Source organism: Kribbella soli (genome assembly GCF_004331345.1).
Taxonomy (GTDB): Bacteria; Actinomycetota; Actinomycetes; order Propionibacteriales; family Kribbellaceae; genus Kribbella; species Kribbella soli.
On record NZ_SJJZ01000002.1, the window covers coordinates 261,210 to 273,945 of the forward strand.

At 68.4% G+C, this 12,736-nt stretch carries 13 protein-coding genes; 10 read left to right on the top strand and 3 right to left on the bottom strand.

The window, feature by feature from the left end:
• The first annotated feature begins 37 nt into the window (after positions 1 to 37).
• Genes E0H45_RS15395 through E0H45_RS15410 form a run of 4 tightly spaced genes read left to right on the top strand, consistent with a single transcriptional unit; the run spans position 38 to position 4,198 of the window.
• Positions 38 to 739, top strand: a complete 702-nt coding sequence (locus E0H45_RS15395; RefSeq protein WP_202872348.1) for an ABC transporter ATP-binding protein — start codon at positions 38 to 40, stop codon at positions 737 to 739.
• The gene (locus tag E0H45_RS15400; protein ID WP_131338025.1) at positions 736 to 2,394 is read left to right on the top strand and encodes an FtsX-like permease family protein; all 1,659 of its coding nucleotides are present in this window, start codon (positions 736 to 738) and stop codon (positions 2,392 to 2,394) included. The genes E0H45_RS15395 and E0H45_RS15400 overlap by 4 nt, the downstream gene beginning before the upstream one ends.
• A gap of 57 nt (positions 2,395 to 2,451) precedes the next feature.
• Complete coding sequence (locus E0H45_RS15405) at positions 2,452 to 3,066, top strand: DUF5998 family protein (protein ID WP_131338026.1); 615 nt, start codon at positions 2,452 to 2,454, stop codon at positions 3,064 to 3,066.
• Between the two features lie 4 nt (positions 3,067 to 3,070).
• Entirely contained in the window at positions 3,071 to 4,198 is a 1,128-nt protein-coding gene (locus tag E0H45_RS15410) for an alkaline phosphatase family protein (protein ID WP_131338027.1), read from the top strand.
• Here the strand turns inward: E0H45_RS15410 and E0H45_RS15415 are convergent.
• Positions 4,195 to 5,838: a S8 family peptidase gene (locus E0H45_RS15415; protein ID WP_238155022.1), complete on the bottom strand. Its 1,644-nt coding sequence runs from the start codon at positions 5,836 to 5,838 to the stop codon at positions 4,195 to 4,197. The genes E0H45_RS15410 and E0H45_RS15415 overlap by 4 nt on opposite strands.
• Before the next feature lie 109 nt (positions 5,839 to 5,947).
• On the opposite strand from E0H45_RS15415, the gene E0H45_RS15420 reads away from it, so the two are divergent.
• On the top strand, positions 5,948 to 6,601 hold the full coding sequence (locus tag E0H45_RS15420) for a thymidine kinase (protein WP_131338029.1): 654 nt from the start codon (positions 5,948 to 5,950) through the stop codon (positions 6,599 to 6,601).
• Positions 6,598 to 7,419, top strand: a complete 822-nt coding sequence (locus E0H45_RS15425) for a sulfurtransferase (protein ID WP_131338030.1) — start codon at positions 6,598 to 6,600, stop codon at positions 7,417 to 7,419. The genes E0H45_RS15420 and E0H45_RS15425 overlap by 4 nt, the downstream gene beginning before the upstream one ends.
• Positions 7,420 to 7,423: 4 nt before the next feature.
• Here the strand turns inward: E0H45_RS15425 and E0H45_RS15430 are convergent, their stop codons facing one another.
• A complete protein-coding gene (locus E0H45_RS15430; protein ID WP_238155023.1) occupies positions 7,424 to 8,170 on the bottom strand; it encodes an SDR family NAD(P)-dependent oxidoreductase in 747 nt (248 codons plus the stop codon).
• A gap of 166 nt (positions 8,171 to 8,336) precedes the next feature.
• On the opposite strand from E0H45_RS15430, the gene E0H45_RS15435 reads away from it, so the two are divergent.
• Together E0H45_RS15435 and E0H45_RS15440 are read left to right on the top strand one after the other, a co-directional pair.
• The gene (locus E0H45_RS15435; protein WP_131338031.1) at positions 8,337 to 8,735 is read left to right on the top strand and encodes a MarR family winged helix-turn-helix transcriptional regulator; all 399 of its coding nucleotides are present in this window, start codon (positions 8,337 to 8,339) and stop codon (positions 8,733 to 8,735) included.
• 86 nt (positions 8,736 to 8,821) lie between these two features.
• Positions 8,822 to 9,877 carry a DUF4185 domain-containing protein gene (locus E0H45_RS15440; RefSeq protein ID WP_202872349.1) on the top strand — a complete coding sequence of 352 codons (1,056 nt, stop codon included), beginning with the start codon at positions 8,822 to 8,824 and terminating at the stop codon, positions 9,875 to 9,877.
• Here the strand turns inward: E0H45_RS15440 and E0H45_RS15445 are convergent.
• A complete protein-coding gene (locus E0H45_RS15445; RefSeq protein WP_131338032.1) occupies positions 9,874 to 10,350 on the bottom strand; it encodes a GNAT family N-acetyltransferase in 477 nt (158 codons plus the stop codon). The two genes, E0H45_RS15440 and E0H45_RS15445, sit on opposite strands and share 4 nt — an antisense overlap.
• An 84-nt stretch (positions 10,351 to 10,434) precedes the next feature.
• Between E0H45_RS15445 and E0H45_RS15450 the strand changes: the two genes are divergently transcribed.
• Positions 10,435 to 11,208, top strand: a complete 774-nt coding sequence (locus E0H45_RS15450; RefSeq protein WP_131338033.1) for an alpha/beta fold hydrolase — start codon at positions 10,435 to 10,437, stop codon at positions 11,206 to 11,208.
• Between the two features lie 130 nt (positions 11,209 to 11,338).
• Positions 11,339 to 12,733 (top strand): ABC transporter substrate-binding protein, encoded by a 1,395-nt coding sequence (locus E0H45_RS15455; protein WP_131338034.1) that lies wholly within the window; start codon positions 11,339 to 11,341, stop codon positions 12,731 to 12,733.
• Positions 12,734 to 12,736: the final 3 nt, after the last annotated feature.

Below are 12,736 nucleotides of genomic sequence, written 5' to 3' on the forward strand. Positions count from 1 at the left end.
CGACGATCGCGGGCGGGGATCGCGACAGGCTCTGGGCATGAACTTTCAGAGTCCCCAGTCGCAGGTTGTGTTGAGCGGGCACGGCCTGGTCAAGCACTACGGCAGCGTGGTCGGCTTGGCCGGAGTGGACGTCGCCGTCCGGTCCGGCGAAGCGCTCGCGGTCATGGGCCCGAGTGGCAACGGCAAGACCACCCTGCTGCACGTGCTCGCCGGCATCCTCACGCCGGACCAGGGCGAGGTGTGGCTGGGCAGTGAACGTGTCGACCAGCTGAACGACGCCGCCCGGACGGTGCTGCGCCGTCGCCGTCTCGGCTTCGTGTTCCAGGACAACCAGCTGCTCGCCGAACTGCCCGCGGACGAGAACGTCGCCCTGCCGCTGATGGTGGACGGTCTGAGCCGGCGCGAGGCGATCGGACGGGCGCGGGCGACGCTCGCCCAGGTCGGGCTGGCCGCTGAGGTCGGTCGTCGACCGGGTGAGTTGTCCGGCGGTCAGGCGCAGCGGGTGGCCATCGCGCGCGCACTGGTCGGCGAGCCGCAGGTGGTGTTCGCCGACGAACCAACCGGTGCATTGGACGCCGCCACCGGCTCACAGGTCATCGACCTGCTCGTAGGCGCCGCGACCTACCGCGGCGCCGCAGTAGTCGTCGTCACCCACGACAACGCCGTAGCGGCCCGTTGCCACCGAGCCCTCCACATCGTCGACGGACGAGTCAGCGATGCCATGGGAGCCGTGCGATGAATCCGATGACTGAGCTCGGCCTGCGGTTTGTACGACGGCCAGGGCCGGGCGGGCGTGCTGCGAACCTGGCGGCGTTCGGCGCGACTGCGGTGGTCGCGCTCTTGGTCACGTTTCTCATTGCCGGCTCGCTCGGCTTGTCGCAACGATCCGAACGGATCGGGTGGCGGAGTGCGGACAAGGCTGACCCGGCGACCGCGATCGGCTCGCTGAACCTGGACGACGACCAGCGCGTCGACGGCCACCGCCTCAGCGTTCTCGACCTCGCGGTCCTCCGCCCCAACGAGGTCGCGCCACCGCCCGGCTTCGACCACACACCCAAGCCCGGCGAGGTCTTCGTCTCGCCTGAGGTCGCCAAACGCTGGTCCAGCCTCAGCAAGCAGTACGGCCATGACGGTATGGACAAGCCGACCGGTGTGATCAGTGACAAGGGCCTCTCGTCGCCAGAAGAGTTCATCATCATCCGCGGCGTCCAGACGATCACTGCCGACCAGCACCCGCAGTACGTCAGCAGCTGGAACGAGAACGTCTGGGACAGCCGCATGCTCGGTCTGCTGATCGCGGTGGCGTTCGGCATCATCCTGGTGTTGTTCCCGATCCTGAGTCTCGTCGGACAGGCCGCTGGTGTCGCAGCCAAGCGTCGCGAGCACCGACTGGCCGCACTGCGTCTCGCCGGCGCCACCCGGACCCAGGTGCTCTGGTTGAGCGCAGTAGAACAAGCCGTGCTCGCTGCGGCAGGTGCAGTCGTCGGTCTGGTCGGCTACACCGTTCTGAGTCCCCTGATTGCGCAGATCCCACTCGGTGGCGGACGCTGGTACGTCGGTGACATCACAGTGCAGTGGTGGACAGTCCTCGTCGTGCTGGTCGCCGTACCCGTTCTGTCCGTCATCAGTGCGCTCATCGGCCTCGGACGCGTCAGCATCACCCCGCTGGGCGTCGTACGCGGCCAAACGCGCAAGGGCCTCAGCGTGCTGCGCATCGGGTTGCTGGTCATCGGTCCGGTCATGCTGGCGTACTACGGGATGCGGGGAGCCGTGCTGCCGTTGCTGATCGCGGTCGGCTTCGCGGCACTCGCCGTACGCGTGGTCGGACCGTGGGCGGTGCAGTTGGTGGGTAAGGCGATGGCGAAGGCAGCAAACGGACCTGTGACGTTGCTGGCCGGTCGACGCCTGGTAGACGACCCAAAGGCTGCGTTCCGACCCGTGGCCGCTCTAGTGCTGTCTGGCTTCGTCACTGGCTTCATCTCGGTGTTCATGCCCTCTGGCGAAGACGACCCGACCTTCAACGACATGCGGATCGGTGTCGCATTGCTGCTCTCGTTGGTCTTCCTGACCGTGGCTGCCTCAACCGCAGCGGGAGCAGTGGGTACGGCGCTGGACCAGGCAGCTCCTGCACGGGCGCTACGGCGGTCCGGAGTACCGCTGTCGGTGATCGAGCGAGCGGCTCGAGTCGCCGCCGTCGTACCGGTCGTCGCTGTCGGCCTGCCCGTCGTGGGGTTCGGCGCGCTGTGCGGGCTGGCGTTGAGCGGCGGCAAGATCGCTACTGAGGGCAGCTCCGGCGTACTGCTGCTGCTCGGGCAGGTCGTCGCGGGGCTCGCCCTGGTCACCGTCGCAGGCGCTGCCGGTGCACCGGTCCTGCGGAAGGCAAGTGCGAACTGATCGCGGTTGTCCACAAGGGTGAAACGCTCCGGGGCGCGATCGTGCGAGGATGAGGGCATGCGTGACCTGAATACTCCGGAGCTCGCGGACACGTCGGCGGACCTGCGCGACGCGATCGATCGGTGCGGCTATTACCCCGACGTGGTGACCGACTCGCTCGAGGTGGCGGTCGCCGGCGAACCGATCCGGGCCTATGTGCTGCAGCACGAGCCGACGTTCGACCGCGACGAGGTCCGGCGGCACATCACGATCCTGGCGCTCACCCCGACCCGGCTGATCGTCGGCCACACCGACGAGCACGCTGCCGACGAACTGATCCGCGCGCCGTACGCGTCCACCTCGACCGAGGCGATCCCGCTGCAGCGGGTGAACGCCGTCGTCGTGAACCGCGTCGTACCGAACCCGGCGGGCTATGCCACCGGCAAGGCCGACCCGGCGGTGGCGGGCAGCGGTGAGGTGGTGCTGACCATCGGCTGGGGCATGGTGAACCGGATCGATCTCGAGCCGGCCGTGTGCGCGGACCCGAACTGCGAGGCCGACCACGGCTACACCGGCTCGGTCGCGGCCGACGACATCTCGCTGCGGATCAGCGCCGCGGCCGACGGTCCGGCCGGGATCCAGCAGGTGCTCGAGTTCGCGAAGGCACTCTCGTTCGCGACCACCAGCAGGTAGCGCCGTGATCCAGCCGGTTTCGCCGCAGTACGGCGGCGGCGCGCTCGCGGACGTGCTGCCGTCGGTGGCCGGCGCGCTGTCGGTGCCGGGGGAGACCAACCTCCTCGGCCTGCCACCCGCCTCCCGGTATGCCGTCCTCCTGCTGGACGGACTCGGCTGGAGGCTCCTGCAGCGGTACGGCGACGCCGCGCCGTACATGTCGTCGCTGATTCCGAAGAGCCGCAGCCTGACCGCAGGAGTGCCGTCGACGACTGCTGTCAGCCTCACGAGCCTCGGCACGGGTCTGCCGCCGGGTGCGCACGGCATCGTCGGCTACACGTCGATCGTCCCGGAAACCGGCGCCCTGCTGAACGCGCTGTCCTGGGACGCGCCGGTCGACCCGCGACGCTGGCAGCCGCACGGGACCGTTTTCGATCGGGTAGCGGCGGCCGGCGTTGCCACGCGCAACGTGAGCAAGGCGCGGTTCGACACGTCAGGGCTGACAGCGGCCGCGTTCCGGGGGAGCGCACACCGCGGTGCCGACACTGTCGAAGACCGTCTGGACGCGACCCGTTTCGCGAGTCGGGAAGGGCAGTCGTCGCTGGTCTACGTGTACGACTCGCAGCTCGACTACATCGGCCACCAGCAGGGCTGCGACTCGTGGCAGTGGCAGAAGGAACTGGGTGCAGCCGACACGTTCGCCCAACAGGTCCGGTCGGCGCTGCCGCGTGACGCCGTACTGCTCGTTGTCGCCGACCACGGCATGATCGACGTCGCCCCCGAGCACCGCGTGGACCTGGACGCCGAGCCCGCGCTGACCGAGGGCCTGACCCTCATCGGTGGGGAGTCGCGTTTCCGTCACCTGTACTGCGTTCCCGGCGCGGAGGCCGACGTACTCGCCGTCTACAAGGAACGGCTGGGCGAGAAAGCCCTGGTCCTGTCACGCTCCGAGGCGATCGGGCGCGGCTGGTTCGGTTCGGTTGTCGAGGACCGAGTGGCACCGCGACTCGGGGACGTCATCGTTGCGGCGCTCGGCCCGGTCGCGCTGGTCGCCAGCCGCCGCCACGCACAGGAGGCGGACCTGATCGGCCTGCACGGCTCGTTGACTCCGGACGAGATGGAGATCCCGCTGCTCGTCGACGCGGGGTACTAGAAGCTCCAGACGTCCCAGAAGAAGCTGGTGGTGGCGGTCTTCGCTTCGCCGTCGCGGGCGGTGACAGTCACCTTGTACCGCCCGGCGCCGGGTGTCAGCACGCCGGTGATCCAGCCGCGCTCGGCGTCGATGGTGAGACCGGGCGGCAGACCGCTCGCCGAGTAGCTGATGTCACCGGTGCCGCCGGTGCCCTTCAGCAGCAGCGGGACCGCCGGGATGCCGCCGACGCCGAGCTGCTCGGACGGCTGGGTGACCGAGATCGCGCCCTGCGGCTGCGCGGCCGCGGCGCCGACCGCCTCGGCCGCGTCGACGAGACCTTCGCCGTAGTACGAGTTGTTCCCCGCGGACCCGGAACATTCACCGGAGGCCACGGGCGGGCACGCGAGGTCGTTGGCCTGCTGGGCGAGCCGGGCGCGGACCTGGGCCGGGTTGAGCCTCGGATCGACGCTCCGGAGCAGGGCTGCGACGCCGGCGACGTGCGGCGACGCCATCGACGTACCGTCGAGGAGCTTGTAGCCACCGCCCGGCACCGTCGAGTACACGGCCTGGCCCGGGGCGGCGAGGCTGATCTTGCCCTCACCGAAGTTCGAGAACGGCGACTTCGCGCCGGTCGGGCCCACCGACGCGACCACGACGACGTTCGGCAGCTCGGTCGGCAGGCTGATGCAGTCGTTCGTGACGGTCCGGTCGGCCGGGGTCGAGTCGTCCGGGCTGGAGGGGTCGTCGGTCTTGTTGGCCAGGTCGTCGTCCTCGTTGCCGGCCGCGGCGATGTTCACCACACCCTTGCTGTCCGAGTACGCGACGGACCGGCGGACCGCTTCGGCGATCGCGTCCTGGTCCTTGTCGGTCGGGCAGTTGTACAGCCAAGGGTCGGTGTAGTAGCTGTTGTTCGTCACCGACACGCCCTTGTCGGCGGCGAACATGAACGCGCAGACCGTGTTCTCCGGGAAGAACAGCGAGGTGCCGGCCTCGGCCACGCGGATCGACGACACCTTCACGCCGGGTGCGACACCGACCATCCCGAGGCCGTTCTTCGCGCCGGCGATCGTCCCGGCCACGTGCGTGCCGTGCTCCTCGACCGGCCGCCACGCGCCCGGCCGGGTGTCGGCCTTGCCGTACGCGCAGGACGCCGACTTCGACGCGTCGAAGTTCGCCTTCAGGTCCGGGTGCTGATCGTCCACTCCGGTGTCGAGCACGCCGACGGTGATGCTCTTCGAGCCCGGGTTCTTCGCCCAGGCGCGATCCGCACCGATCTGGCTCATGTCGGCGCGGTCGGTCTCCGGCTGGGCCGTCGTGACTTCGGGCACCGCCGGCGGGATCGCCGGGTTCGCGACGGCCGCAGGCAGGTCCGTCGTCCGGGTCGCACCGGCCTTCTGCACGCCCTGGACGCCGCGCAGCTTGTCCGCAAAGTCGGTCGCCGTCGAGTGCGCCACGATCACCCCGATCGCGTCGTACGTCGCGTAGACCGTGCCGCCGTTCTGCGTGATCGCGCCGGTCACCTTGCCGGTCTGGTTCGGCGCGGTGATCACGAAGTAGGCCCGGAGTCCCGCCTCGGAACGGACCGGCGCCGCACCGGCCGGAAGGGTGGCGGCGGCGACGGCCAGGAAGGCCGCGAGGACGAGGAACAGGGCTTTGCGCACAATCCATTCAAGCTGAACGGAGGCTCAGAACCCAACCCACCGCTCCGACACACTCCGGAGTGCACCCCGGAGTGCGCAGGGGACCTTTGACTTGGCAGGATGTTCGCCCGTGGCGGAGCTCCTCTATTTCACCGGGACCATGGACTGCGGCAAGTCGACGCTGGCGCTGCAGATGGATCACAACCACAAGGCACGCGGGAGGGTCGGGAGGATCTTCACCAGTCATGACCGGGCAGGGGAGTCGGTGCTCTCGTCGCGGCTCGGGCTGTCCGCGGACGCGGTCGAGGTACGCACGGAGTTCGACTTCTGGGACTACGTCGTGAACGAGCTGACGCGCGGCGGCCGGATCGACTACGTGGTGTGCGACGAGGCGCAGTTCTACAGCCCGCTGCAGATCGAGCAGCTCGCGCGGCTGGTCGACGAATTGCAGATCGACGTGTTCTGCTTCGGCATCCTGACCGACTTCCGGGCCACGCTGTTCCCGGGGTCGGCGCGGCTGGTGGAGCTCGCCGACCGGATGGAACTGCTCCAGGTCGAGGCGTTGTGCTGGTGCGGTGAACGGGCCACGCACAACGCCCGTACGATCGGTGGGGAGATGGTGACCGAGGGCGAGCAACTGGTGGTGGGCGACATCGTGTCGCTGGACCACGAGGTCGCGTACGAGGTGCTCTGCCGCCGGCATCACCGCCGCCGCCTCACCCAGGCCCGCGCCCGCGCCACCCTGTCACCCGAAGTCCTGCCGTTCGGAGGAGCTGCGTCATGAGCCCGTTGATCACCGTTGACGACCTGCGGGCGCTCGGCTCCGCTCCGGTGCTGGTCGACGTCACCTGGAACCTGGCCGGCCCGCCCGGCCAGGAGGCGTACGACGCCGGCCACCTGCCCGGAGCGTACTTCGTGGACCTCGACACCGAGCTCGCCGCCGCCCCCGGCCCCGGCCGGCACCCGTTGCCCTCCGCAACGACCGTGACGGAGACGTTCCGCCGTCTCGGCATCAGCTCCGCCGACACCCCGGTCGTGGTGTACGACGCCGCCAACTCGATGTCCGCCGCCCGCGCCTGGTGGGTGTTCCGGTACTTCGGGCTGACCGACGTACGCGTCCTCGACGGCGGACTGGCCGCGTGGAAGGCCGCCGGGGGAGAGGCCACCGTAGAAGCACCGGCTGGTGGTGCCGGTACGTTCACAGCGACCCCCGGCCACCTGCCGGTGCTCGACGCCGACGGTGCTGCCGCGGTGGCCGCGAAGGGCGTCCTGCTGGACGCACGGGCGCCCGAGCGGTTCGCGGGTGAGGTCGAGCCGATGGATCCGGTGGCCGGCCACATCCCCGGAGCTGTCAACGCCCCGACGACCGCGAACGTCGACGAGACCGGGCGCTTCCTCCCGCCCGCCGACCTCCAGGCGCGCTTCACCGCACTCGGCGTCAGTCCCTCCACCGAAACCGCGGTCTACTGCGGCTCCGGCGTCACCGCCGCCCACGAAGCCCTCGCCCTGGAATCCGCCGGCCTCCCGGCCACCGTCTACATCGGCAGCTGGTCCGAATGGATCACCGACCCCACCCGCCCGGTCGCCACAGGCAAGGACTGATCGCTCACCAGCCCAGGGGACCGAGGCGGTCTTCGAAGGTACCGGTGGGGCCGTCCGGGCCGAGCGTGGCCATGCGGATGATCACGTCGGTGCCTTCGGTGACGGTCAGCTGACCCTTGTGGTTGTTCATGTCGGTGGCGGCGAACGTGTGCTTCGCGGTCTCACCCGGCGTGATGGCGTTGAACTTGATGGTCGGCAGCGCCTGCGCGTACCTGACCGTGAGCATGTTCAGCGCCGCCTTGGACGAGCTGTACGCGAGTTCGTGCATCTTGGTCACCGGCTGCTCCGGGTCCAGCATCACGCTGAACGCCCCGCCGCCGCTGGAGACCATCACCACCCGCGGGTTGCTCGCCGCTTGCAGCAGCGGCAGGAACGCATGCGTGACCCGCACCGGTCCGTACACGTTGGCGTCGTACACGGCGTGCAGCTCGTCGGCTGTCGCCTCGCCCGGGTGGACGGCATGCCCTGACGCGCCCGCGTTGTTGATCAGGACATCGAGCCGTGCGGTGTGCCCGGACACGATCTGCAGGGCGCCGGCCACGGACTCGTCGGAGGTGACGTCCAACGGGACCAGCACCGCGTCCACGCCGTCAGCCGCCAACTTCTCGACGGCCACCCGCCCGCGCTCCTCGTCACGCGAACCGAGGAAAACCTTCCAGCCCATCTCTCCGAGCCGACGGGCCGTTTCGTAGCCGAGGCCCTTGTTCGCCCCGGTGATCAGTACGGTGGTCCGCTCCGCGTTCGTCATCATGCTCCTTCTGTGGAAACGACTGTTCGATCACGAGATGCCGCTGCGGTCTCGTCCGTGACAGCCGATCGAAGTGAGCTGAGTCACCCGCTCAAGGAACCAACACCACTCACGTACTACTGCCCGAAGATAGTTTGTCTCACGTACTAGGTCAACTAGACTTCGACGCATGAACACCGTGGACGCCGTCGTACAGCTGTCCTTCCGGGTGCAGCGGATCCTCGCCGCGGTCGGCGCCGAGCACGACCTGTCGATCATCCAGATCCGGCTGCTCGGCATCCTGCGGGACCGGCAGCCGGGGATGCTCGAGCTGGGCAACCATCTCGGCCTCGACAAGTCCTCGATGACCGGGCTCGTGTCGCGGGCGGAGAAGCGCGGTCTGGTCGAGCGGATGCCGTCGCCGCACGACGGTCGCGGCGTCCTGGTCGCGCTGACGCCCGCCGGTCGCCGGCTCGCGGAGGTGGGGGAGGCGCAGATCGCCCGACGGGTCACGGAGCTGCTGAACGAGCTGAACGCGACGCAGCGCAAGCAGTTCACCCAGCTCGCCAGCGTGCTCGTGCACGGGTAACGAAAGGGTTGACTTCGCCGGAGCGGCGCGGGATGGTGGCCGAGCAATCGATTTCCCACTATCCACCGCCCCCTGGGAGTCAGTCGATGATGAAGCGATCCACGTTCTTGCGCGCGGCCGTCGGCGCCGGCGTACTGGCCGCCGTACCGGGCCGAGCCTTCGGGAGCAGCCAGGCTGTGCTGACCAACAAAGTCGCCGATCTGACCGGGCCCGGATTGACCGACCGGTTCCGGATGGCCGCGACCGACCTCGGGATTCCGGCGCGGACGCCGGACGGGCGGCTGCTGTTCATGTTCGGCGACACCTTCGAGGAGGCACACGTCGGCGGCGGCTGGTGGCGGTCACCGGTCGCGCTGTGGTCGACGACCACGGACCTGAACGGCGGCGTGCAGTGGTCCGGCGCGGTCGGGGGAGACGCGGCGCAGCAGTTGTGGGACTACCCGCACGACAATCCGACGTTCTCGACCGTGCTGCCGTCGGACGTGATCACGATCGGCGGGTCGATGTACCTGCACGCGATGGTGAACAACGGCCTCGGAAACGTCGTGTGGACAGAGATCTGGCGCTCCGACAACTCGGGCGCGAGCTGGTACCACACCGGCGCGAAGTTCGACCCGAACATCGACGGCGGGATGTTCCAGCTGCTGACCTGGGGGCTGGGGAACGACGGGTACGTGTACGTCTACTCGACCGGGTTCCAGCGCAACAAGCCGATCATCCTCAAGCGCGTGCGCCAGGAGCAGATCGCGAACCCGGCGGCCTACGAACCGTGGGGGTACCGCGACGGCGTCTGGGCGTGGGGCAATCCCGCGACACCGATCCTGACCGGGAGCTTCGGCGAGATGAGCCTGCGTCCGCTCGGCGGCAAGTGGGTGCTGACGTGGTTCAACGCCGGCGACTACCGGATCGACGGCATCATCATGGACACGCCGACGTCCAACCTCTACACGGCGTACCGGCAGACACTGATCTACGGCGGCGCGTGGGGGTCGGAGGACGACAACCATGTCGCCCAGCTGTACGGCGGGTACGTCATCCCGGGGTCGACGCTCTCGGACATGCATCTGTCGGTCAGTCAGTGGAACACCGACAACGGCTGGCCGTACCGCGTCATGCAGTTCCGCGTCCGGGGCTTCGGTTAAAGCTCGAGCACCATCGTGTCGGAGGTGCCGACGACGCCGACCTTCCGGAACCCCAGCGATTCGTAGAGGTTCCGGGCCGGGTTGTCCGGGTCCACGCTGAGCGAGAGCTGCCCGTACGACGCTGCGCGCGCCTGTGCGATCAGTTCGGTCAGCACGCCCCGGGCGACCCCGCGCCGCCGGAAGCCGGCCGCCACACCCAGGGTCAGTTCGGGTACGTCGTCCGCGATGTACCCGTACCCTGGCCGGTCCGCGGTGAGCAACCGCGCCCACGCGGCACCCGCGGGGGAGCCGTCGACCTCCGCGACCACCCCGAAGTCATTCGCGTGCGGCCACGCGTCGAGGTACCTCCACGCGTGATCGTCGCCCCGCGCCTTCGCCTCGTCGTACCAAGGAGTCCCGTCCCAGTTGCACGCCTCGAGCAACATCTCGAGAAGGAACGGAAGATCAGCGGCGGTCGCCGGTCGCAGATGCATGCGCCTATCCTCGCCTCCGCCGACCACCACCACTACCGGTTTACTCCCGGGAACGTCGGAGTCGGTGCGGTTCGTTCGACGGTCATGGATGTCGATGCACGGGGTGTGCGGACGTATTACGACGAGCTCGGCACGGGCGAGCCGGTTGTGCTGTTGCACGGTGGGGGAGTGACGGCGGACAGCTGGCAGGCGCAGGCGCCGGAGTTGGCTGCGCAGTACCGGGTCTTGATCCCGGAGCGCCGAGGGCACGGGCGGACCCCGGACGTTGACGGGCCGGTGTCGATGGAGATCTTCGCCGCGGACACGGCCGCGTTCATCCAGGCACTCGAGCTCGGGCCGGTGCACGTGGTCGGGTGGAGTGACGGCGGCAAGGTCGGGATGAGTCTCGCGCTGTCCCGGCCGGACCTCGTCCGCAAGCTCGTCCTGATCGGCACCGAACTGACCCACGCCGGCGGCACAGCTGCCAACCAGGCACTCCTCGAGCCCGCGGGCCTGGAGTTCCTCGCCACGGCCTTTCGCCCGCAGTACGAGCCGCTCTCACCTGATGGCCCTGAGCACTTCGACGTCGTCTTCGCCAAGTGGACTCAGATGTGGACGACCCTCCCGGATGTCGAGCTTGCCGCTCTCGAGACCCTGCCGATGCCGGTACTGCTCATGCAGGGCGACGACGACTGTGTGCGGATCGAGCACACGGCAGAGGTCGCTCGTGCGATCCCGGACGCCCAGGTGGCCGTCGTACCTGGTTCGTCGCACGGGCTGCCGTTGGAGAAGCCTGGGTTGGTGAATCGGATCCTGCTGGACTTCCTGGCCGATCCGCAGGTGCCCAAGTTCATGCCGCTTGGTGATCTGAACTCCTGAGCGAAACCGTTTCCGCACGGATGGCGATCAAGGTCTTGAGTTAGTAACACGCTTGGTTTAACTTACTCGGGACCTGGCCGGTGTGTGGCTCAGAGCACATCGGCGGCATCCGGAAACCTGAGGAGTTCCGATGACGAGAGTGAGCAGGTGGGGCAGGTGCGGGACTGCCCTGGGGGTTGCCGGGCTGGTGCTCGCGGCCGCGGGCTGCGCGAAGGACGCGACGCCCGTCGCGTCCGGCGGCGCGGGCGGCGGCATCGACGAGAAGGCGCCGGTCACCATCACGATCGGGGACCGCCCGACCCCTGACAAGCCGAACGACATCAAGGCGTTCGACCAGAAGGTCAAGGACTTCACGGCGAAGTACCCGAACATCACGGTGAAGTCGACCGAGACGAAGTGGGAGGCGCAGACCTTCCAGGCCCAGGTGGCCGGCGGCACGCTGCCGACGGTGATGAACATCAGCTTCACCGAGCCGGCCAACATGATCCCGAACAAGCAGCTCCCGGACATCACCGACGAGCTGAAGCTGGTCGACCTGACCAAGGACCTGAACCCGAACGTCCTGAAGATCGTCCAGGACGCGAACGGCCGGATCTACGGCGTACCCATCGATGTCTTCTCGGTCGGCATCGCCTACAACCGCGCCCTGTTCACGCAGGCCGGCCTGGACCCGGACAAGCCGCCGACGTCGTGGGACGAGGTCCGCCAGTACGCCAAGCAGATCGCTGACAAGACCGGCAAGGCCGGGTACGCGCAGCTGACCACGAACAACACCGGTGGCTGGATGCTGACCACGATGACGTACAGCATGGGCGGCACGGTCGAGAGCCAGGACGGCAAGAAGAGCACTTTCAACGACGCGCCGACCAAGAAGGCGCTGCAGCTGCTGAAGGACATGCGCTGGACCGACAACTCGATGGGCAGCAGGTTCCTCTACAACCAGGAGGAGGTCCGGCAGGACTTCGCGGCCGGGAAGATCGGCATGGTCCTGCAGGCGCCGGACGCCTACGACATGAGCGTGAAGAACTTCGGCATGAAGCCCGCCGACTTCGGTGAGGGCGCGCTGCCGCAGGACGGCGGTCCACACGGGACGCTGACCGGTGGCTCGCTGAAGATGATCAGCCCGAAGGCGACCAAGAACGAGGTCGTCGCGGCGCTGAAGTGGATCAAGTTCGACCAGTTCGACAAGTACACGACCGAGTCGGTCGCGGTGCAGGACGCCAAGACCACGATCGCCGACAAGGGGTTCGTCGGCCGGCCGGGGATCACGCCGCTGAGTCAGGAGACGTACGACCAGTTCAACAAGTGGCGTGAGCCGTACGTGAACGTCCCGGTGAAGCAGTTCCAGGGGTACATCGACTCGACGAAGACGCTGAAGCTGCTGCCCGAGCCGTCGAACAAGGGCCAGGAGGTCTACTCGCTGCTCGACCCGGTGGTCCAGCAGGTGCTCACGAAGAAGGACGCGGACATCGACAAGTTACTGAGCGACACGGCCTCGAAGATCGACGCGCGTCTGGCCCGGTAGCCC